Raw genomic sequence first — 20482 nt, forward strand, 5'->3', positions numbered from 1 at the left:
GCATAGCTCGTTCATCAGCAGGTTTCGCGGTAGACCTCCACGATCGGCGCCAGCTCCTGCGGCGTTGCGCCATGCAGGATCACCGCATCTGCGCCGTAGTCGAACTCCTTGCGAATCCGGTCGACGCACTGTCCTGCCGTCCCGGTTGCCGATGGTTCCAGCCACTCCTCGGGCAACAGTGTCGCGATGTGTTCCAGCTGATCTGTCGTGGCTTTGCTGTCGATACCCCCGGCGATCGAGGTCACCACCGAGTCTGCGCGAAAACGCTGCAGCACAGCAGGATCCCAATCGTTCGTCTTGACCAGGAGGTCGCCGTAGCCCTGCAGATACGTCGCCAACCGAGCTACGGTCTTCTTCACGCGTAATTCCTCGGGCAGGTGATCGCCTACCGTCGCCAAGCACGACCACACTCTGACGCTGTCCGGGTCTCGCCCGGCCTGCTCGGCCGCCGTCTTCACGGTCTTCACCGCACGTTGGAGTGTCTGGGGAGTGAAGTACGTGTGCAGAATGACGTCGTCGAATTCTCGGCCGCCCAATTTCAAAGTGTTGGGGCCGAACGCGACGATCGCCAAGCGAATGTCCTCGTCGAAATCTGAATCCAGAAACAATACCGGCCATTTTCCCAGCGGCCCATCATGATTGACGATGACTTCACCATGCCACAACCGTCGGGTGATCTGGGCCCAGTCCTCCATCATCGCCGTGGTCACCGACGGCACCCCGAATGCACTGCCCATTGCCGCGATGCCGCGCCCGATCCCGAGCGTGAACCTCCCACCCGAGAGTCGGTGCAGAGTCGTCGCCCACGATGCGGTGATCAGTGGGTGCCGGGTGTTGTGATTGGTCGCTGCGGTACCGATGCGCATTCGATCGGTGACCGCGCAGGCAGCGCCGGACAGTGACGACGCTTCCTTCACATTCCAGCGTTCGGAGATCCAGGCGGTCCCGAATCCCATGTCCTCGCCGAGCCGGGCCTCGTCCATCAGCGTCGCGGGCCCGTCGCTCCCGGCACCCGCCAGTAGGTAGTAGCCCAGTTCGTCCAGGACTCGTGCGTTCGACGCCATGTGAGATTCTCCGATTCTGGAATAGGCGACGCGGGCCATCCACAGGATTCATGCCGCTCGACCAATGGATTTGACGGTCGTCAATTAAGCTAGTTGCCCCGGGTCTCGTACGCAAGACCCTTCCGGCCCCGTGCTTCCTGTCCGGCTCTTCCGGACGTGCGCCGTCGGGCAACAAAGACACCCTTGCCTATTGGCCGATGCTCATCTAACTTAATTGACGAGCGTCAAATGCCACACCAAACCCCATGCGCCGGTTGCGATTCACGCCAGTGCGCCCAGTAGACACCTAGAGCCAGTTCCGTGGAAGGGACCCACAGTGAGCACACCCGTATCGATCCCCCGTTTTCCAGACGAGGTAACCAGCACCTGGCTCACCGGCGTGCTCGCCCCAAAGGGGGAGGAAATACAGGTAAGCGATGTCATCGTCGATCCCATCGGCACAGGTCAGACCGGTGCTACGTACCGAATCTCGGCAACTTATTCGGCCAACCCCGCCGGATTGCCGACCACGTTCGTCATCAAGTTGCCCGTCGAGGACGACGAGAGTCGCGCACGGGTAGCTCTCGGCTACCGAAGCGAGTGCGCCTTCTATGCGTCGGTAGCCGACCAAGTGCAGATCCCCGTGCCTCGGTCGTTTCATTGCGAAATTACCGAAGATTCGTTGAACTATGCACTCCTGCTGGCAGATCAAGCGCCCAAAGAGCAGGGGGATCAGATCGCGGGCTGTAGCGAACGGGAAGCGAAGCTTGCCGGTGCTGCAATCGCCGGCCTGCACGGCCCGACGTGGAATGCTCCGGAATGGCTTACATTCGATGGGCTTGCCATGATATCGCTCGACGCTGCGGGCGCAAAGGGATTGGGCGACGTCTGTGTCATGAGTGCGGGCCTCACCGCCGAGAAGCTGGCGGCACGACTCAGCAGTGCGGACGTCGAAACCCTCACCGCAGCAATGAGCCTGGTGACCCCATGGCTGCTGGCGGACTTCGGACGCTTCAGTTTGCTTCATGGTGACTACCGTCTCGACAACATACTTTTTCACCCCGACAACGATGAGATTTCGGTCGTGGATTGGCAGACCCTGAGTGTCGGGCTACCCGCTCGGGATCTCGCCTATTTCATGGGCACCAGCGTTCGAACCGAGCTGCGCAGGTCTATCGAGCGCAACGTCGTCGATACTTATCACGCCGCGCTGAGCGGGTACGAGATCGACGGGTTCGACCTCGAAAGTTGCTGGCATGATTACAGGTTCGGAATGATTCAAGCATTGCTGATGCCCTCGCTCGGATGCGCTTTCGCAGTCGACTCCTCTCGCGGTGACGACATGTTCGTGTCCATGATCGAGCGTGGTTGCCAGGCAATCCGGGATCTCGACACTCTAAAGTTGGTAGCAGAGGAGAGCGTGACCGGCCGGACACCCGGGTCGGCTCAAAATTCTTGACGTCCGTCAAATTAACACCTAAAGTGACCGCTGTCACCCCCTTGAAGTAAGCGAGTCGATCATGACCACGAAGTTCGATAAGCCCACCACTGCGATCATCGGTGCAGGAATCTCCGGACTCACCGCCAGCAAGATGCTCGACGACTACGGCGTTCCGCACACCTGCTTCGAGATGTCCGATCGCATCGGTGGCAACTGGGCCTTCGGAAACCCGAACGGCATGTCGAGCGCCTACAAGTCTTTGCATATCGACACCTCCAAATACCAACTGTCGTTCCGGGACTTCCCGATGCCCGAGAGCTACCCGGACTTCCCGCACCACACACTGGTCAAGGAGTATCTGGAGGATTACGCCGAGGCCTTCGACCTGAAGAAGAACATCGAGTTCTCCAACGGCGTTCGCAGTGCGCGTCGCAAGCCCGGTGGCGGATGGGAACTGGACCTGCAAGATGGTTCGACTCGTGAGTTCGACTTTCTGGTGGTCGGCAACGGTCACCACTGGGACGCTCGGTTGCCGGAGTTCGAAGGTGAGTTCACCGGGGAGAGCATCCACTCGCACCTCTACATTGATCCAGAACAGCCATTGCACCTGCGCGGCAAGCGAATTCTGGTGGTCGGTATCGGTAATTCGGCGGCTGACATCGCCGTCGAACTGTCCAGTCGCACCCTCGACAACGACGTCGTGATCTCGACTCGCTCGAGTGCGTGGATCGTGCCCAAATACATCAGGGGAAAGCCCGCGGATATGGGTTTCAAAACCTCGCCGCACATCCCGTTGAAGTGGCAGCGCAAGGTCATCTCCAAGGTGGCGCCCATGCAGAACGGATATCCCTCGGACATGGGATTGCCGGAGCCGAACCACAAGTTCATGGAGGCGCACCCCACCCAGTCGGTGGAATTGCCGCTGCGTCTGGGATCGGGCGATCTGACCGCCAAGGGCAATCTGAAGCGTCTGGACGGCAAGACCGTGCATTTCGAGGACGGCACCAGTGCCGACTTCGACGTGATCATCTACGCCACCGGCTACAACATCACGTTCCCGTTCTTCGATCCGGAGTTCTTCTCGGCCAAGGGAAATCACATCAGCTTGTACAAGCGGATGTTCTCCCCCGGCATCGACGATCTGGCCTTCGTCGGATTCGCCCAGTCCACCCCGACGCTGTTCCCGTTCGTGGAAGCCCAGACCCGGATCCTCGCCGCGTACTTGGTCGGCCAGTACGCGCTCCCCTCGATCGAGGAGATGAAGCGGGTCATCGCCGACGACGAGGCTCTGTATCTGGGGCACATGCTTCCGACTGCGCGTCACACTCAGCAATTGGACTACTTCGTCTACGAGCACCAATTACGGACGAAGGAACTGCCGACCGGCCGGGCTCGGGTTGGCCGATGAACGCTCGGATCGCTGCTCAGAGGACCCTGTCGAAAGGCGACGCGCGCCGAAGTGCGCTGCTCGCGGCGCTCGACGATTCGCTGCGGGAGGTGGACAGTGTCGAGTCGATCAATGTTGCCGACCTGTCCCGTCGGGCCGGGGTCACTCGCTCTGCGTTCTACTTCTACTTCGAGAACAAGGCCGCTGCGGTGGGCGCACTGATGGAAGTCATCTACGAGGAGGCGGCCGAGGCCGGTGTCTGGTTGACCGACGTCTCTCGCGATCCGACCGAGCGCATCGGTCAAGCCGTCTCGCATCTGTTCACCGTCACCGAGCGGCACGAGCATCTCTATCGTGCCGTGTTGGAGGCCCGGGCCACCAACCCGTCCATCCGCACAATGTGGGAGGCCGACCGGGTCTCGTTCGAAGAGGCCGTAGCCGACATGATCGAAGCCGAACGCGCTGCCGGCCGGGCGCCGGACGGAGTCGACGCACGAGCGTTGGCTGCGGTTCTGCTGGACGTCAACGACCGCAACATGGAGCGTCGAGTGATGGGCTCGTGCCCCGATCATGACCTGCATGTCGAGGTGGTCACCAGTATCTGGGTGCGCTCCATCTACGGCACCCAACCCCTTCCCTGAGTCGCGATCCCCTGTAATTCGACTCCCGTTCAACACCTTTGGAGCCAGGTATGAATGAGAACGACAACACCATGACCCTGCCTGCTACAGCATCGAGCAGCACGGTATCGAGCACCGTCGGCTTCACAGTGGCGGGTACACGGTGCGAGGGCACCCACTTCTCGGCTCGCAGTGACGCGTTGGCAACAGCGTCCGGCCGCCCGGTCGTCGTGTTGGCCCATGGCTTGGGTGGCACCCGGGACTCGGGCCTCGACGGCTTCGCCGAGGCATTCGCCGCAGCGGGGTTGGACGCCTTCACCTTCGACTACCGCGGTTTCGGCACCAGCGGCGGCGACGAGCGACAGACCGTGTCCTTGGCAGGTCAGGTCGAGGACTGGCAGGCGGCGGTCGACGCTGCCGCGCAGCTCCCCGGCGTCGATCCGCAGCGGATCGTCCTATGGGGCGTCTCACTGGCCGGCGGCCACGTACTCCAGGTGGCTGCTGACCGCAACGATATTGCGGCCGTCATCGCGGTGGTGCCGATGGTCGACGGCCTGGCCGCCATGCGGCACGCCCTTGCAGCGCACGGCCCGTTGACCCTGCTCAAGGCCACTGCGACGGGAATTGCTGCGCGCGTGCGGGCCAACGTCGGCAAGCCCACGATGCTGCCGGTCGTCGGCAAGCCGGGGCAGCCCGGTGCGCTCACCTTGTCCGGTGCTTATGAGGACTTCCACTCGATCGCAGGTCCGTCCTGGCGCAACGAAGTACGCGCCGACGTCGGCCTGGAACTCGGCACCAGAGCGCCCGCCCAGGCCGCTGCGAAGATCAAGGTCCCGCTGCTGGTTCAGATCGCCGACTTCGACCGGTCAGCACCCCCGCGTGCGGCGGCACTGGCAGCCTTCGCGGGCCGCGCCGAGGTCCGTCACTACCCGGGCGATCACTTCGACCTGTTCCCCGGCAAGCCTTTTCATGGTCCGGCCGTCGAACACGCGGCGCTTTTCTTGAAGCGACACCTGAACCCTAGAGCGAACTGAGGCATTGCGGCGGATGTTACGGCGTGGTCAGCGAGCGGCAGTCTTCCCCGCCTTTTTGGCTCGCTGAGCCTGCCACTTGCGCTGTCGAGCCACGAACAATATCGACGAGCGTTGCATCAGTCCCGGCGCGAGCCGGTTGAACCGCCATGCCAGGCGAGCCGAGCCCGGCGCGACCAGGATCGCCTTGTTCCCGGCGACGGCCGCCAGCACCTCATCGGCCAGCTCCTCCGGCGAGTGCGGGGTCTTGATGCGCTGACCCCTGAGGTAGTAGTCACGGCCCACGAAGTCGTCGATCGAGCCCTTGTCCAAGATCGGGGTATCGACTGCTCCCGGACAGATGACGGTGACACCCACGCCCTTGGCCGCCGCCTCGGTGCGCAGCGCGAGCGAGAGGCCGACCACTGCGTGCTTCGTGGCGACGTAGCTGGTGATCAGACCGGCTGCCATCAGGCCACCAGCCGAGGCCGTGTTGACGATGTGACCATTGCCCTGGGCGATCATCTTCGGGTAGGCCGCATGGATGCCATGCACCACGCCACGCAGGTTCACGTCGATGATCTGATTCCACTGGGCCAGGGTCAGGTGCTCGGTCTCGCCGCCGAAGCTGATGCCGGCGTTGTTGAAGATCATGTCGATCCGACCGTGCTCGGCGACCACCCGGTCCACGGCTGCCAGGACCTGCTCGGGGTCGGTGACGTCGAGCGCCTCGGCACGAGCCCGCGGTCCCAGTGCCGCAGCAGTGCGTCGCGCAGCCACCTGGTCGAGGTCGGTACAGACGACATACGCGCCGGCCTCGACCAGCGCTGCGGCCAATGCGGCCCCGATGCCGGACCCTGCCCCGGTCACCAGCGCGGCGCGCCCGACAAAACGGCCCCGGTAGGGATTGGCGCCGTCCGCGCCCGCAGACCCAGTGCGGCTCATCCGAAGGCCTTCTCGATCAGACCCAGCAGGTCCGGGTAGCGCTTCAAGTGCGCACCGCCATTGACCTGCATGTCCTCACCTGTCGTCCACGCCGCACCGTCGGACAGCAGGTACTCACAGGCAGCCGCGATCTCCAGTCCCGTCCCGGTGCGTCCGAGCGGCGTGTTCTCGACGTAGTCCTCACGCACACCGGGGATCTCCATGGCCGGCGAGGTCAACGGCGTGACGACGAGACCGGGAGAGACCGTGTTGACCCGGATCTGCCGCGGAGCCAACTCCAGAGCCGTCACCTTCGAGAGCATCAGGAGCCCGGCCTTGGCCGTGCAGTAGGCCGCCAGCCCCGATCCGGGTTGGGTCCCGTTGAGCGAGGCCAGGGTGACCAACGATCCGCCCTCGGCAACGCGGCTTCCGGCGTGCTTGAGCACATGGAATGCGCCGACCAAAGAGATGTCCAGAATGCGCCGAAACTCGGCCGAATCGTGGTCGACGACGGGCGAAAGAGTGCTCGTGCCTGCACAGTTCACCAGGCCGGTGAACGAGCCGTGTTCGACAATGATTTTCTCGAATAGGGCCTGCACCGTTGCCTCGTCGGCGACGTCCACCGGGAGTATCGACTCACTGCTCACCAGATCGGCGCCAACGACGTGGTGGCCATGTAAACGCAGGTGCTCGGTAATCGCGGCACCGATACCGGAGGCGGCGCCGATCACCACCGTGGTCTTGGCGACAGCGGGCTCGGCGGTCTCGGATGAGGGGGACATGCGCACTCCTGACATGCGTCGAAACTTGTTGACGTGTGTCAACTTAGCTCCTGGAGTGATCGCTGTCACCCCCCCCTCGACACCTCTGTTCTTATCGAAGCGATTCGTCAAGCCTGCGTTTCTACCGCTGCCGACCAACGCAATCCGTCGGTGTCACTACCGTGTGAGGTCACTGCGCGCTGAAGTCGACACCGGGGTTGCAGGGCTGGATTCGACGTCGATCGTGGTGAGGTCGCGCCCTCGAGTCTCTTTGATCATGGCCAGTGCCCCGATCGATACGCCCGCGGTGATGATGATGATCAGGCTCAACGGGACGCTGGAACCGCCGAATCCGGCGAGCAGGACGCTGGCGATCAGTGGGGTGAAGCCTGCACCGATGAGGCTGGCGCCCTGGTATCCGAGGGAAGCGCCCGTGTAGCGGACGGTGGTACCGAACATCTCCGACAGCAGCGGGACGAGGGGCGCAAACATCATGTTCTGCAAGATTTGCGCGAAGACCAGCCCTGCTGCCATCAGTGCGATGGAACCGGTGTTGATCAGCATGTAGAGCGGGAACGCGAAGATGATTGCGCCTGTAGCGCCGATGAACACGACCGTACGACGGCCGATTCGGTCCGACAGCGTGGATGCCAACGGGATGGCGACAAGCGCGACCACGGACAGGAGTATGAGTACCTGGATCACTTTCGACTTGTCGTACCCGATGCCCGTCGCATACGCGATGATGTGTGAGGTCATGAGTGCGGTGAGTGCGAAGGGAGCAATACCTGCGGCACATGCCAGTATTACGGGGCGAGGACTGCGGATCAGTCGGCTCAGTGGGGTGCGTACGGCGTTTTCGGTTTCGGCGCGTTCGGCTGCTTGTTGGAACACTGGGCTTTCCGTGACCCGCGTCCGGACATAGAGTCCCACGACGACCAGCAGTGCGCTGAGCAGGAACGGGATTCGCCAACCCCACGATTGCAGGCTTTCGTCGGGCAGTAGCGAGACGATCGCGACGGCGACCGTCGACATCAAGAACCCGATCGGTGAGCCCAAATTCATGATGCCGGCCCACTTTCCGCGGTTCTCTGCATCGGCATGTTCGACGACCATCAGTGCGGCACCGCCCCATTCGCCTCCGACTGCCAGACCCTGCAAGATGCGCAGGAGGACGAGCAGAATCGGAGCCGTCACGCCGATCGCGGCGTAACTGGGCAACAGTCCGATGAGGAAGCTCGCAACGCCCATGAGCCCCATCGTCACGATGAGAATGTGCTTGCGACCGAACCGATCACCGAAGTGTCCGAACAGGATTCCGCCCAGCGGACGCGCAACGTAACCCACGGCCAGTGTGCCGAAAGCGGCAATGGTGGAGACCACCGAGCTTTCCCCAGGAAAGAACACATCACCGAACACAAGGGCTGCCATCGTGCTGTACAGCAGGAAATCGTAATACTCGAGGGCGGTGCCCAACAGAGACGACAGTGCGACCTTGCGTAGCTGCGCCTTCGAGGTGTCGTCCGGAAGATCGTGAACGCGCCCGCCGACCTCATTGCTATCCATCTGGATCCACTCCTTTTGCAGGCCCATAGGGCCAAGACTTGCCTCTGGACGCCGCGGAATCGCAACCTCTGACCGGCCGGTAGCCGACATCGAGGAGTGATCTTTGTGGCGTCCATGTAGCCAGCGCGTATTGGACAGAACATAAAACCAAGCATTCGCTTGGTGGGAACGATAGCTATATGACCGCGATCACGTCAAGCGCTCACTTCGTCGAGGACAGAAGGCTGCGAGTAGTCGAAATTCGCAGATATAACCAGGTTAAAGACCCGGAACGATTCTATCCACCAGTCCGACTGTGAGAAATCCTCGATCGTAGTCGGTGAAGAACAAGCGTTTGCTACTTTGATTCACTGAAGGCACTTTGGACTCTGTTGCTTGGTAGGACAGACACACACCCGTCCACCGCTGGTGGGCCTCGTTACACGACAGGAGAAGCACATGGAGGCCAATGAACGCACGACAATCCCCACTTTGCTGCGCGCAGCAGCCCAGGCCTGGGGCGAACAGGTCGCGATATCCGATGAGCAGACCGCCTGGCCGACGCAGTTGACCTGGGACGGTCTACTCGACTCGGTCCGGCACTTCGCGGCCGCACTGCATGGGCGCGGTGTCCGCCATGGCGACTGCGTTGCCATTTGGGCGCCCAACACGCATCACTGGATCATCAGCGCACTCGGCGCCCAGTACATCGGTGCGATCGTGGTCCCGATCAATACTCGATACACCGATGGCGAGGCATTGGACATCATTGTCCGCTCCAGTGCTGGGACACTCGTAATTGTCGGTGACTTCCTCGGAAAGCGCCGTCTGCCAGAGCTTCTCGCACAGTGTGACGGCGCTCCGGGATCAGTGAAAACAATCATCGAGGTCCCCTATGAGGCGCCTGTGCAGTCGAGTACTTTGTCCACCAGCTGGTTGGATTTTCTCGACACCGCCACGCCCGCGCTGCTGGCCTCCGCCGACGACGCGTCCAAGCTGGTGCACACCGACGACATCGCCGACATCCTTTTCACCTCTGGCACAACGGGAAAGAGCAAAGGCGTCCTCGCCACCCACGATCAGACGGTGCACGTCGGCCGAATCTGGGGCACGATCGCCACCCTCCACCCCGAGGATTGTTACATGCTGCTGAGTCCCTTTTTCCACACTTTCGGATACAAGGCCGGCTTCATCGCCTGCCTCTATCACGGGGTACGCATGGTGCCGCAGTCCGTGTTCCGCGTCGACAACGTGATCGATCTTGCCGAAAAGCACCGGGTCTCCGTCCTCGCCGGTGCTCCCACGATCTTCCAGTCGATACTCGACACCGAACTGCACCGCACTCGGGACCTGACACACCTTCGGGTGGCTGTCACCGGCGCGACGACAGTGCCGGTCACACTCGTCGAACGCTTACAGGACCAACTCGGTGTCGACATCGTCCTCACCGCCTACGGTCTGACCGAGACCAGTGGCTACGTGTGCTCCACCCGCCCCGAGGATTCACCGCACACGGTCGCCACCACGTGCGGACGCCCGATCGACGGAATGCAGGTCAAGCTGGACCACACGGGTGAACTGCTCGTTCGCGGTCGCTTGGTGATGCGCTCGTATCTCGACGACCCGCACGCGACCGCTGCAGCAATCGACAGCGAAGGTTGGCTGCACACCGGCGACATTGCCACAATCAGCCCCGAAGGCAACATCGCTATCACCGACCGCATCAAGGACATGTTCATAACCGGCGGCTTCAACGTCTATCCCGCGGAAGTAGAGCAGGCTATTCTTGCCGTCCCCGGCGTTCGCGAGTGCGCCGTGATCGGCGTGCACGACACTCGTATGGGTGAAGTAGGCAAAGCTTTTGTCTGCACCTCCATCAGCGACGCGAGCATCGACGAACGGATACGCGCACAATGCAACGCGCTGCTGGCGAAGTTCAAGATCCCCCACTACATCGAAGTTGTCGATGCACTCCCCCGCAACACCTCCGGCAAGGTCGATAAGCTGCAACTGCGGCAACGTGGATGACCCCATGTGCCCTGCCGACCAACTGCAACGCGACCGAGATCATGCTTCATCTTGCGGGGTACGCAGATTCGCGAACGTGGGTCAGGGGTTCAGCGTGCTTCTCGGCTTCGACGGCATAGAACCTGCTATCAGAAAGTCGCCGGATCCCAGAAATAGGTGTAGTTGCTCCATGGCCCAAGGTTTACCGTGTTGAGGTGATGCTTGTTGCCCCATGGGTCGACCTGGTACGCGGCAACGAACCCGTGGAAGTAAGTGCAGTGAATGTCTTTGGTTCCGAACGGGCTGAACACGACTTTCTGGGGTGGTGCCCACGCGCCAGGCCCCCAGGGTTGGACGAACTCGGCGCTGCATGGCAACTCGTTCAGACCGATGTCTTGTGCTGTGGCGGTCGCCGGCAATGCTGCACTTACACTCGCGGCCATCGCACTTGCCGCGAAAGCGAGCAGTAGTTTGCGTTTCATATGGGAGTGCCTTCCTTCGCGGGGATCCGGACTACTCCGTCATCGTCCTATTACACTGGCGGCGTTACGAACCAGCCCCTCGCTGCAGGTCCGATCGACAAAGCTGCACTCCCCCGCGACACCTCCGGCAAGGTCGATAAGCTGCAACTGCGGCAACGTGGATGAACCCACTGTGCCGCCCGACCAGGCCACAGTGGCCTACGCAGCAAGACCCGACCAACTGGCAGCACGGCAGCGATCATGGCCAGTCTTTCGGGGTACTCGACAGGTAATGGGGGGATCATGCCGACGAATGCCACAGTCAACGCCGAACAGCGGAAACAGCAGGTGTTACACACTGCAACGACTCTGTTCGCCGAGAACGGCTTGGCAGGTACGTCGATGCGCATGATCGCAAGCAGCATCGGCGTACTTCCCAGCAGCCTCTACCAATACGTGCCCTCGAAGGAGTCGCTCCTGGAGGAGATCGTCATCGGCCACTTACGGGCGATGAATACCGAATTTCATCGGGTTGTCGACCGGTCACTGCCTCCGGAGCTCGAACTCGGTGAGCTGATTCGTAGGTCCCTGACACTGATCGACGAGGATCCGCACTCGCCACAAATTTGCCGCAACGAAGAGAGCACTATCCGACAACTCGACGGTCACCAGCAGATCCGGTCTCTGGCGGCAAGCAACCACAGACTGTGGATAGCCTCGCTCGAACGCGGAATCAGTGAAGGCGTCTACCGGCGATCGATCGCCCCGAACGTTGCATACGAACTGATCAAAGATGGCCTGTGGCTTACCGGACGATGGTTCCGCCCCACCGCCGAGTACACACTGGCCGACCTGTCGGTCGAATGCGTCGAGTTCTACCTCAACGCACTGATGCCGAAGCCGAGCCCAATCGGGTCCACTGCCGGAAATCCCTGAGCCGATCGCTGCACCGGCCCCTGCAATTCTGGTGCACGCTACTTGAACGTCTCGTACATATAAGGAGTGCCGATCATGACGCAGCCGCCCCGCCTTCACGCCTCGGAGTCGATGCAGGCAATCACCGACGCTCTGCAGGAGCATGGCGTCGTGATTGTCGAAGACCTGCTGGACCAGGATCTCCTCACCCGTTTCAATGCCGAACTCGACTGCCATCTGAGTGAGAGAGCGCAGGGCGCGGAGCGTGGGTTCGTCAATGCCGTGGTGGCGGACTTTTTCGGCGAACACACTGAGCACCTGGCTGGGCTGGCGGCAAAGTCCACGGTTTTTGCCACCGAGGTGCTCACCCACCCGATTTATCGCGGAGTGTGCGACGCGGTGTTACTACCGAACTGCGCGGCCTATCAGCTCAATCTCGGCCAGGTACTCAATCGCGGCCCCGGAGGGACTGCCCAACAGCTGCACCGCGACGAAGCCGTTTGGGTCCATGTACCCAAGCCGCGGCCGACCCTTCAATTGGCGTCTGTGGTGGCGCTGCGGGACTTCACTGCGGAGAACGGTGCCACCCGGGTGATCCCAGGCAGTCACTTGTGGGATCCGCAGCGCCAGCCGACTGACGCCGAGGCGATTCCTGCGGTGATGAAGGCGGGCTCGGGGATCATTTATCTTGGCTCGACCATCCACGCTGCCGGCGCGAACACCACCGCCGATCAGTGGCGTCGCGGGTTGCACATCAGCTACTGCGTGGGATGGCTGCGGACCGAGGAGAACCAGGTCCTGTCGATACCGATGGAGCAGGTGCGCGCCTTGCCGCGCGAGTCGCAGAATCTTCTGGGATTCGGCGTGCATGATGCGATCGCGCAGCGCGGCGGCTACCTCGGCACGGTCGATCTTTCCGATCCGGTCGAACTGATCGCCGCGGGAAAGCTCTGAGTGCCCACCTAGGCGCTGATACTCAGGAGAGCCAGACCTCGTCGAGAAGCATGATGTCGGCGAAACTGTGCGATGCGCCCTGAACTTCAGGCTGCCAGACCACCAGATTGTCCTGCGCTGCCAGCGGCAGAGTAGGTACCGTTTCGGCGGCCAGCGACTCGATTTCGTCGATGGCTGATTGAATCTCCTCCTGCGTACTCGCCCTTTGCAGTGTGGCCAGCAACTCATCCATCTCGGGGTTCGCGTACCCGGAGGCATTCCCCGTCGAGTCACTGTGGAAGACGGAGTAGAGCTTGAGGAATGGGGCCGAATCGCGGATGCTGAGGGCGGACTGGCCCAGGTCGTAGTTCTTCTCGACGTTGATTACTCGGATGATGTCGGTGGTGGAATTCAAGAACTCCACCTCTGCGTCGAATCCGACGGAGTTGAGCATCGCCTGGATCGCGAGTGCCCGGGCCTGCGCCTCTGGTGCCTGGCGCGTTGTGAACGTGATCTTACCGTCGTAGCCATCGGCTTTGGCTTCCGCGAGCAGCGAGCGAGCGCCTTCCGGGTCGTATTTCGAGGCTGGGGCACCTGTGCTCCAGCGAGAAGCCTCCGAGAACAGCGCGACGCTCGGACGGCCGATCCCGTCCTGAGTCCGCTCGTCGAATGCGACCGGGTCGACGGCTTTGATCAGTGCCTGCCGCACCCTCAGGTCCGACCCAGGGCGGCCATCGGCGTTGTTGATCAACACGTCGTTGCCGGCGTTCATCACATTCAGATAGCCGGGGTTACCGGCCTCGACGACGTCAGCCACGATGTGTGCCTCGACCGTGAAGAACATCTCGAGCTGTCCGGTGTTGAACATGTCCAACTGTTGTTGTCCGCCTGCCGAGGGGAGGAAACGTACGCCGTCGAGTTTCGCGTCACCACCCCAATAGCCCTCGCGTCGTTCGAGCTGAATCTGCTCGTTCGGCTTGTTCGATTCCAGCACGAAGGGTCCGGCCCCGATCGGGGTGAAGTTCTCCGCTTGATCGGACTGCGCGGCCACTATCATGCCCGGGCCCATGGCCAACATGTTCGGGAATGTGGCCCAGGGAGTGGACAGTTCGAAGATCACGGTCGAGTCGTCGGGTGCCGATATCGACGAGACAGCGTTCTTCCACAGCTGCGAGTCGGGACCACGATTGGCGACGTACCGATCGATGCTCCACCGAACCGCTTCGGCGTCAAGGCTTTCGCCGTTGCTGAAGGTCACCCCGTCCCGCAAGGTCAACGTCCACGTCTTACCGTCTTCGCTGACGGTGAGGTCCTCGGCGAGTTGGGGCTCGAACTCGCCGCCTTGACCGTCGAAGCGCACGAGCACGTCGTAGATTGCCGCCATCTCGGTGCCACCTGTCGAACCGGTCGCCATGGTGCGTGCGGGGTCCAGGGTTGCGGGTAGTGCCAGCGAGCCGAACGACAAGGTGCCACCGCTTACGGGTTCGCCGGCATCAGTCTGGGTTCCGACCGGCCCGCTCACGCCGGCCAACGCGTCGCCTGCAGCTGACTCTTCACTCGACGCGCATGAACTCAACAAGAGTGCGGTCGCTGCTGCGAGCACGATGGCACTGCTCAGTCGAGGCGTAGTAGATAGTGCGCGTTCCGTCACCGGTCCTCCAGTACTCAGGTGTGGCAGCCGGTGTCCGCGCCACAAAATTTTTCGGTTCACTGCGTTACCGCTTGCGGCTCGGTGCTGGGAACTACCGTCACCTTGGGCGGCATCCAGTCATGAGTGTTGACGCTGACGTGTGGGAAGTAGATGCGCAGGGTGATTCCGAAATTCTCTGGACGGACAGGCAGCCAGTTGCGCTCACGACCGCGCCCCGGATTTGTCGCACTGATCCAAAGATCCAGTGAGCCATCATCGTTGAGCGTCAGATCCTGACTGTCATCGATTGCATAGCGATCGAGTTCGTTGTCGAACAACTGTCCGGATGCGGAGTACGCGGTGAGGGACCACCAGCCCCAGTCACCGTATGGCGGCAACTGGCCGGGCTCGAAATGAAGGTTGTAGGTCTTTGTGCCGGTGAGTGGCTCTCCGCCCGAGTCCACCTGCGTTGACGGATAGGCCGTGACATCGACGGGGTTGGCGAATCCGCCGTGCGCAATTCTGGCGCGGTACAGGTATTTGGTGCCGAAATTTCCGATGGACTCGTCCAGGTAGATCCAACCATCGATCGCCGTCATTCGGCGGCTCTCGTTGACCTTGCTACTGCCCATGAAACCAGGCAGCTGACCGGCTCGTTCTTGGACGGATTTCGGAAGGGAGGCTGGATCGAATGTCAATCCAGCGCCGATGCCCAGTGCGGCGAATCGGTCCAAGGCCGGCTGGTCTTCTGGGGCACCCGGGTTGCTGGCTACCAGGCTGTTGAAGCGATCGAAGTACTCGCACGCGTCCATCTTCTGAAGATGTTGGACGGGTACATAGTCGAGATCAGGCGTGTAACTCCCGCGTGGGTAGGTGTGTTCTTCGCCGTGCTGCGAGAGCGGATACAGGTCCATCGAGTCTTGGATTTTGCGCGGCTCCTCCAGGTCCGGCGGCCCGAAGCACCGGACGCGCAGGAGCAGCCAGACGAAGTCGGTCGACACCGGGACAGGGATGACATTTTCCGGCAGCGCACCGTCGAATCGTGGACCGATCAATGCGTAGGTGACCGCGTCGTTTCCGCCGACGCCCCCGGTGCCGAGCACCGCCGGGGTGTTCGAGTAGCCATCGAACGGTTGAATCGAGCAGTACCGGTCGGTTTCCGGCTTGAACAGCAGGTAAGGCTCTTCTCCCAGGTCAAGGTAGGCCTGGGAGTACAACGTGTCCACGTTGGGCCGGGTGAGGCTGTGGAGGGCGGGGGTCGCCAAATCTCTGGAGTGGAACAACTGGTTGAGCGGCGCGCGATCTGCGGTGGGGGTCTCGGTGTTGGTGACCATCGCGCGGATGGTGTCCATCAGCACCAAGGGGTAGGCGTACACATACGCATCTTCGAGATCCTGGGCAGCGTCGCTGGACATATTTTCAACAGCCATGAAGAGTGCTCCATTTCGAGGTGGGAATGACTAGATGTTCGATAGCGGTCGTTCGATCAATTGATGACACGGGTGATGAGGAAATCGTCGATGCCGGCACGGCCGCCCTCGCGGCCGAAGCCGCTGGCCTTGACCCCGCCGAAGGGCACGTTCACGTCGAGGGCGTTGTGTTTGTTGATCCACACGGTGCCGGCCTCGATACCCTCGGCCACCTGCCGGGCCCGGTCGGTGTCGGCGGACCACACCGACGCACCGAGACCGAACTCCTGGCCGTCGATACGCGTGAGGACTTCGTCCAGGTTGTCGTAGGCGATGATCGGCAGCACTGGACCGAATTGCTCGAGCCGGACTACATCGGCATCGTCGCCGAGGTCCGTCAACACGGTGGGTGCCAGGAAGTGGCCGGGCAGTTCACTTTTCGCAGCGGACGGGCCACCCGTGACCACGCGCGCCCCACCCGCGATCGCGTCCGCGATCAGCTTCTCGACGAAGTCGCGCTGTGCCCGGGTGTGGAGCGGACCCATTGTGGTGCCGGATTCCAGGCCGTCGCCGACGACACGCTGCCGCACGTGTACTGCGAGTGCTTCGGTGAAATCACTGTGCTGTGCGCGCGGAACGTAGACGCGCTTGGGTGCGATGCACATCTGGCCCGCATTCATGAACGCCCCAGCAGCGAGCCGCTCCGCGGCCTGCGCAATGTCGGCGTCCGCGAGCAGGATCGCGGGGTCGTTGCCACCGAGTTCGAGCGTCAGTGGCGTAACGGCTTCCGCGGACTGACGGATGATTTCCCGGCCGATCTGCGTCGATCCGGTGAACGACACCTTGCGCACCCTGCGGTCCGTCACCAATGACTGCCCGACGCTGGGCCCGCCGGCCACCAACCCGATCACACCCTCGGGAAGGACGGAGGACAGAATCTCGACGAACTCGGTGACCACCCTCGATACTGTCTCCGCCGGCTTGACGATGACGGTGTTTCCGGCAATCAACGCCGGTGCAATCTTGGCTGCTGCCAAGTAGATAGGAAAGTTCCAGGGCACGATCGCGGCGACAACGCCGTACGGAGCGTGCACCACGGTGGCGTGGTGCCCACCGAGCACCTGCTGGGTACGGCTGGTCTCCCACTCCACATCCGCGGCCGCGCGGAAAGCCTCGGCGGCGATCCAGATCTCCTGCTTTGCCTCGGCCAGCGGTTTCCCTTGCTCGCGGGTAAGCAACTCGGCCAACGCGTCGGCGTGTGCGTGGATTTGCCCGGTGATGAGTCGGGCCAGGTCCTGCCGGGCGGGAAGGCTGCGTCGCCATGTGGGCAGTGCGGCGGTTGCTGCGGCGATTTTCTTCTCGATATCGGCCGGGGTCGAGATGATGGTCTCAGCCACGACCTCGAGTGTGGCCGGGTTGACCGAGGTCAAGACGGATCCGATTCCATGTGTCATGTGTTGTCTCCCAGGGGATTCGTCAAGGTGAAGATCTGCGCGCCGTAACCGCCGTCGACGGGTAGGTCCACGCCGTTGATCCAGCCGGCGGACGGTGAGGACAGGAAGACGATGGCGTCCGCAATCTCGCCTGGATCGGCGTGGCGGCCGGACCAGTCCCGGGCACCGGCAATCGCGTCCGCGCCCATTGCCTCGGTGAAATCCGCCAGCAGTGGGGTTTGAACCGTTCCGGGCGAGACCGTGTTGGCCCGTAGCCCGGTGGCACGGTTCGCGGTGGCGGTAGCGAGCATGTTCACCACTGCGGCTTCCTTCGATATTTGGTAGCAGGCGTCCTGGATGTTCGGGTGGGAGTCGAACATGGCGTATGCCTGATCCCAATCCTCCTGTGCCAGGAATGCTTTGGCGCGCGCATAGTTGGTTCGCCAGGCGAAGCCGGCCTGGGATGCCGTGGTGACCACGGCGGCCGACTCGCGAAACTTGGGTAGCAGCAACCGCGTCAGATCCCGCGGTGCCAGTGCGTTGACCGCAAGCACCTGCCGCCACGGGCGGGTTGCAGCCACCCCCGCGTTGTTGACCAGGATGTCGATTGGCTCGTCGATGGCATCGGCGACCTCGCGCACACCATCTCGTGTCGACAGATCGGCCTGGATGAAAGTGGCTACCCCTGGCATCGTGGCCACATCCGCGTCGGCGATATCGACGCCGATCACTCGTACCCCCGACGCGGCCAACTTTGCCGCGGTTGCGGCGCCAATGCCTGTTGCACAGCCGGTGACCACTGCCGTGCGCTCGTGTGGCGCGGTCATTTCGGCTGTACCGGGCATTTCCCGTAGCTCACCGGCAGCGATTTCACACTGTTGATGAACGAGGAGTTCAGCCGGCGCGGAGGACCGATCACGCTGATATCCGGCATCTGTTCGGCGATAGCGTCGTAGATCAACTCGATCTCCATCCGAGCGAGATTTGCACCGATGCAGTAGTGCGCGCCGGTGCCACCGAAACCCAGGTGCGGATTCGGGTCGCGGCCGATATCGAAGGTGTGGGGATTGTCGAAAACGGCCTCGTCGTAGTTGGCCGAGGCATAGAGCATCAGTAGGCGATCGCCCTTGCCGATGGACTGCCCACCCAATTCGGTATCCCGGGTGGCGGTGCGCTGGAAGGAAAACACTGGACTGGACCACCGAATGATCTCGTCGATGGCAGTCTTGGGCCGCTCGCGGCGGAACCGCTCCCACTGCTCGGGGTTGTCCTGAAAAGCCATCATGCCGTGGGTGATGGCGTTTCGGGTGGTCTCGCTGCCGGCGACCATCAGCAGCACCACGAAGTAGCCGAATTCCAAGTCGGTGAGCGCACCGTCCTCGTCCTGCGCGCGGACCAGCGCGGTCGCGATGTCCTCTGCCGGGCATTCCCGCCGGTCCGCCGCCAGACCCATCGAGTACTGCATGACCTGGCCGATCGCGGCGACGGGATCGCCGATGATGTCCGGATCATCGCGGCCGGTCATGATGTTGGACCATTCGAAGACCTTGTGGCGCTGCTCCTGAGGAATTCCGATGAGTTCTGTGATCGCTTGCAGCGGAAGCTCGGCCGCGATATCTGCGACGAACTCTCCAGTGCCATCGGCCAGTGCGTCGGCAACGATCTTGTTGGCGCGCGCGGACAGCGCATCGCGCAGCTTGGCGACAGCTCGGGGGGTGAAGCCTCGGGCAATGATCTTCCGTAGCGCAGTGTGTTCCGGCGCATCCATGTTCAACATGATTCCGCGATTGGCATCGATGGCTGCGCGTGGAACATGGTCGGAGTAGCGAGCGATGGCGGTGTTCTCCCATGAGGAGTACAGGTCGCTGTCCCGGGATACCTCCTGGACCAGGGCGTGCGTGGAGACAACCCAGTAGCCCTCGTCCTCGAAGCCGCCGATACCGCTGGGTTGCTCGTTCCACCACACCGGATGGTTGTTCCTCAACTCAGCGAAAAGCTGGTGGGGAATCCCGTTGTCGTACAGCGCGGGATCGGTGACGTCGATCCCCTTCGGCAGGTTCATATCGAATCCTCACGGGCAGATTGGTAGACCGGCCAGTGCGCACCAGGCACCGTCGCGGACTGATCTCACTACGTTAACGAGTTTCGTTAACCAGAGTGATGTGGATCATACTAACGGAGTTCGTTAGGCTGTCAACCATGAGCATCCCTCCACTGAGTGCCGAGACCGATTCGGCGCGTGAGCGACTGATGCGGGCGGGCGAAACCCTGTTTGCGGACAATCGTCCGAATGGTGTGCGTCTGCGCGAGCTGAACGCGCTCGCGGGCGTGCGGAACGACTCCGCGGTGCACTACTACTTCGGCTCCCGCGAAGGTCTGCTCGAGCAGATCGTGGCTGCTCATATGGCGGATGTCCGGCAGCGGGTAGACGAATGCACCCAGCAGCTATGCGGCGGCGATCAGTCCTCGCCCGCTGCCGTGCGGGACGCGATCGCCGCCCTCTCCATCCCCTATGCGGAGAAGCTCAGCTCGGAACGGGGCCGTCGATTCATCCAGATCATGGCCCGCGTGTACGAGGAGCCAGGCAGCATGCCCGAATCCCGCTACATCCCGTCGAGCGCCCGCGCCATGAACCAGATCCGCCGCAGCCTTCCCGACATCCCCCCAGACGTGCTCGACGAACGTGTTCGGCTGATCACCAAATTTGTCATTGCCGCATTCGCTGCGCGCACCAGAATGCCTGCTGACGCCCCAGGAAGGCTTGACCTGGACTGCTTCATCGTGAACCTGCTCGATATGGCCACCGCCGCATATTTCGCCGTAGTGCCAGAGCCTGGACACTGGCCCGAGAACTGGCCACAGGTGCACGCCGAAACGCTCGATTGACCGTTGCCACACGCGCCGGAGCCCCGATCCGGCAGGATGAAGACTCGGTCTCGAAATGTCCACGGTGGGAGGGGTGA

18 protein-coding genes are annotated in these 20482 nt (G+C 62.2%); 8 read left to right on the forward strand and 10 right to left on the reverse strand.

The annotated features are described in order from the left end of the window. Positions 1-14: 14 nt before the first annotated feature. The gene (locus ABIB36_RS02760) at positions 15-1064 is read right to left on the reverse strand and encodes a TIGR03857 family LLM class F420-dependent oxidoreductase (protein ID WP_084347239.1); all 1050 of its coding nucleotides are present in this window, start codon (positions 1062-1064) and stop codon (positions 15-17) included. Positions 1065-1380: 316 nt separating this feature from the next. Here ABIB36_RS02760 and ABIB36_RS02765 point away from each other — a divergent pair, with 316 nt between their 5' ends. From ABIB36_RS02765 to ABIB36_RS02780, 4 genes are all read left to right on the forward strand, one after another. Next, entirely contained in the window at positions 1381-2502 is a 1122-nt protein-coding gene (locus ABIB36_RS02765) for a phosphotransferase family protein (protein WP_084347145.1), read from the forward strand. Between the two features lie 61 nt (positions 2503-2563). Continuing rightward, positions 2564-3892: a flavin-containing monooxygenase gene (locus ABIB36_RS02770; protein ID WP_354559059.1), complete on the forward strand. Its 1329-nt coding sequence runs from the start codon at positions 2564-2566 to the stop codon at positions 3890-3892. Continuing rightward, positions 3889-4512 carry a TetR/AcrR family transcriptional regulator gene (locus ABIB36_RS02775; RefSeq protein ID WP_354559060.1) on the forward strand — a complete coding sequence of 208 codons (624 nt, stop codon included), beginning with the start codon at positions 3889-3891 and terminating at the stop codon, positions 4510-4512. Before ABIB36_RS02770 ends, ABIB36_RS02775 begins: the two co-directional genes overlap by 4 nt. A gap of 50 nt (positions 4513-4562) precedes the next feature. Beyond that, positions 4563-5525 (forward strand): alpha/beta hydrolase, encoded by a 963-nt coding sequence (locus tag ABIB36_RS02780; protein WP_354559061.1) that lies wholly within the window; start codon positions 4563-4565, stop codon positions 5523-5525. Positions 5526-5552: 27 nt separating this feature from the next. Here ABIB36_RS02780 and ABIB36_RS02785 read toward each other — a convergent pair whose 3' ends face one another. The 3 genes from ABIB36_RS02785 to ABIB36_RS02795 form a co-directional block, all read right to left on the reverse strand. Further along, positions 5553-6446, reverse strand: a complete 894-nt coding sequence (locus ABIB36_RS02785; protein ID WP_354559062.1) for an SDR family NAD(P)-dependent oxidoreductase — start codon at positions 6444-6446, stop codon at positions 5553-5555. Further along, positions 6443-7207, reverse strand: a complete 765-nt coding sequence (locus ABIB36_RS02790; RefSeq protein ID WP_354559063.1) for an SDR family NAD(P)-dependent oxidoreductase — start codon at positions 7205-7207, stop codon at positions 6443-6445. Before ABIB36_RS02790 ends, ABIB36_RS02785 begins: the two co-directional genes overlap by 4 nt. Before the next feature lie 156 nt (positions 7208-7363). After that, on the reverse strand, positions 7364-8752 hold the full coding sequence (locus tag ABIB36_RS02795) for an MFS transporter (protein WP_084347237.1): 1389 nt from the start codon (positions 8750-8752) through the stop codon (positions 7364-7366). Between the two features lie 438 nt (positions 8753-9190). On the opposite strand from ABIB36_RS02795, the gene ABIB36_RS02800 reads away from it, so the two are divergent. After that, entirely contained in the window at positions 9191-10759 is a 1569-nt protein-coding gene (locus ABIB36_RS02800; protein WP_084347140.1) for an AMP-binding protein, read from the forward strand. A 128-nt stretch (positions 10760-10887) separates the two neighbouring features. On the opposite strand, the gene ABIB36_RS02805 is transcribed toward ABIB36_RS02800, so the two are convergent. Beyond that, positions 10888-11220, reverse strand: coding sequence for a hypothetical protein (locus tag ABIB36_RS02805; protein WP_084347139.1), 333 nt, complete (start codon positions 11218-11220; stop codon positions 10888-10890). Between the two features lie 282 nt (positions 11221-11502). Between ABIB36_RS02805 and ABIB36_RS02810 the strand changes: the two genes are divergently transcribed. Together ABIB36_RS02810 and ABIB36_RS02815 are read left to right on the forward strand one after the other, a co-directional pair. Continuing rightward, positions 11503-12135 carry a TetR/AcrR family transcriptional regulator gene (locus tag ABIB36_RS02810; RefSeq protein WP_179142312.1) on the forward strand — a complete coding sequence of 211 codons (633 nt, stop codon included), beginning with the start codon at positions 11503-11505 and terminating at the stop codon, positions 12133-12135. Positions 12136-12210: 75 nt separating this feature from the next. Next, positions 12211-13068 carry a phytanoyl-CoA dioxygenase family protein gene (locus ABIB36_RS02815; RefSeq protein WP_084347236.1) on the forward strand — a complete coding sequence of 286 codons (858 nt, stop codon included), beginning with the start codon at positions 12211-12213 and terminating at the stop codon, positions 13066-13068. A 22-nt stretch (positions 13069-13090) separates the two neighbouring features. Here the strand turns inward: ABIB36_RS02815 and ABIB36_RS02820 are convergent, their stop codons facing one another. From ABIB36_RS02820 to ABIB36_RS02840, 5 genes are read right to left on the reverse strand one after another with little or no spacing between them, the layout of a single operon-like run. Next, positions 13091-14698 (reverse strand): ABC transporter substrate-binding protein, encoded by a 1608-nt coding sequence (locus ABIB36_RS02820; RefSeq protein ID WP_143542135.1) that lies wholly within the window; start codon positions 14696-14698, stop codon positions 13091-13093. A gap of 56 nt (positions 14699-14754) precedes the next feature. Beyond that, positions 14755-16107: a DUF1254 domain-containing protein gene (locus tag ABIB36_RS02825; protein ID WP_084347136.1), complete on the reverse strand. Its 1353-nt coding sequence runs from the start codon at positions 16105-16107 to the stop codon at positions 14755-14757. A gap of 56 nt (positions 16108-16163) precedes the next feature. After that, the gene (locus tag ABIB36_RS02830) at positions 16164-17540 is read right to left on the reverse strand and encodes an aldehyde dehydrogenase family protein (protein ID WP_354559064.1); all 1377 of its coding nucleotides are present in this window, start codon (positions 17538-17540) and stop codon (positions 16164-16166) included. Next, on the reverse strand, positions 17537-18364 hold the full coding sequence (locus ABIB36_RS02835; RefSeq protein WP_354571496.1) for an SDR family oxidoreductase: 828 nt from the start codon (positions 18362-18364) through the stop codon (positions 17537-17539). The genes ABIB36_RS02830 and ABIB36_RS02835 overlap by 4 nt, the downstream gene beginning before the upstream one ends. Then, positions 18343-19581, reverse strand: a complete 1239-nt coding sequence (locus ABIB36_RS02840; RefSeq protein ID WP_354559066.1) for a cytochrome P450 — start codon at positions 19579-19581, stop codon at positions 18343-18345. The genes ABIB36_RS02835 and ABIB36_RS02840 overlap by 22 nt, the downstream gene beginning before the upstream one ends. Positions 19582-19718: 137 nt before the next feature. Here ABIB36_RS02840 and ABIB36_RS02845 point away from each other — a divergent pair, with 137 nt between their 5' ends. Further along, positions 19719-20405 carry a TetR/AcrR family transcriptional regulator gene (locus ABIB36_RS02845; RefSeq protein WP_354559067.1) on the forward strand — a complete coding sequence of 229 codons (687 nt, stop codon included), beginning with the start codon at positions 19719-19721 and terminating at the stop codon, positions 20403-20405. The last annotated feature ends 77 nt before the right edge of the window (positions 20406-20482 follow it).

The sequence above is a fragment of the Rhodococcus sp. UYP9 genome, from assembly GCF_040547235.1.
In the GTDB taxonomy this organism is placed as follows: Bacteria; Actinomycetota; Actinomycetes; order Mycobacteriales; family Mycobacteriaceae; genus Rhodococcoides.